Origin of the sequence: Nocardiopsis prasina DSM 43845 (assembly GCF_000341265.1) — a bacterium.
Taxonomy (GTDB): Bacteria; Actinomycetota; Actinomycetes; order Streptosporangiales; family Streptosporangiaceae; genus Nocardiopsis; species Nocardiopsis prasina.
On record NZ_ANAE01000028.1, the window covers coordinates 1 to 721 of the forward strand.

The 721-nt window shown below is 71.7% G+C and carries 1 protein-coding gene; it reads left to right on the forward strand.

All coding sequences use genetic code 11. The features are described from left to right. The coding region (locus D452_RS27405; protein WP_040692785.1) for a CocE/NonD family hydrolase C-terminal non-catalytic domain-containing protein at positions 1–481 on the forward strand (481 nt) is incomplete at its 5' end. Between the last annotated feature and the right edge of the window lie 240 nt (positions 482–721).

A 721-nucleotide genomic window follows, 5' to 3' on the forward strand; every position in this document is an offset into this window, starting at 1 on the left:
CGGTATCGGGACTGCCGCCGAAAGCGGGACGCTGCTGCTCAGCGGCGCCCTTCAGCAGTTCGCCGGCGTCCCGACCGGAGTGTCGCTGCCGCTGGTGGACCGGCGCCGCGCCGGTGTGTGGACCGGCGGGGCCTACGCCGACGGCGTGCGGATCAGCGGAACGCCGCGGGCGGACATCACCGTCACCCCCACCGACAGCGAGCAGTCCCTGTACGTCTACCTCTACGACGTGGACCGGCACGGCACCGGTTCACTGGTCACGCACCAGCCCTACACGCTGCGCGGCGCCGAGCCGGGGCAGCCGGCCGACCTGGACGTCGCCCTGGAGCCGGTGGTGTGGGACGTCCCGTCCGGGCACCGCCTGGCCCTGGTGGTCGACACCCGTGACGCCCGCTACACCGACGAATCCGACATCGGCGAACGCGTCACCTTCGGCTCGCCGGAGTCCCACCCCGCCTCGCTCACGGTGCCCACCGCCTGAGAACCGGCACCCTGACCAGCGCCGATCTTGTAGCTACGGTCACGGGAAACCGGTTTCTATCACGGTAGCTACAAGATCGACGGCGCGCCCAGGGCCGGAGCCGGGGGGCGTCAGGAGCGGCGCATGAAGAAGAACATCAGTCCGAAGCCCGCGAGGCCGACGATCACCAGCAGGCCGCCGACCACGGCGCCGCCGATGAGTACGGCCTGCGGCACTCCGTCGTCGGAGGCCGCCGGCTGC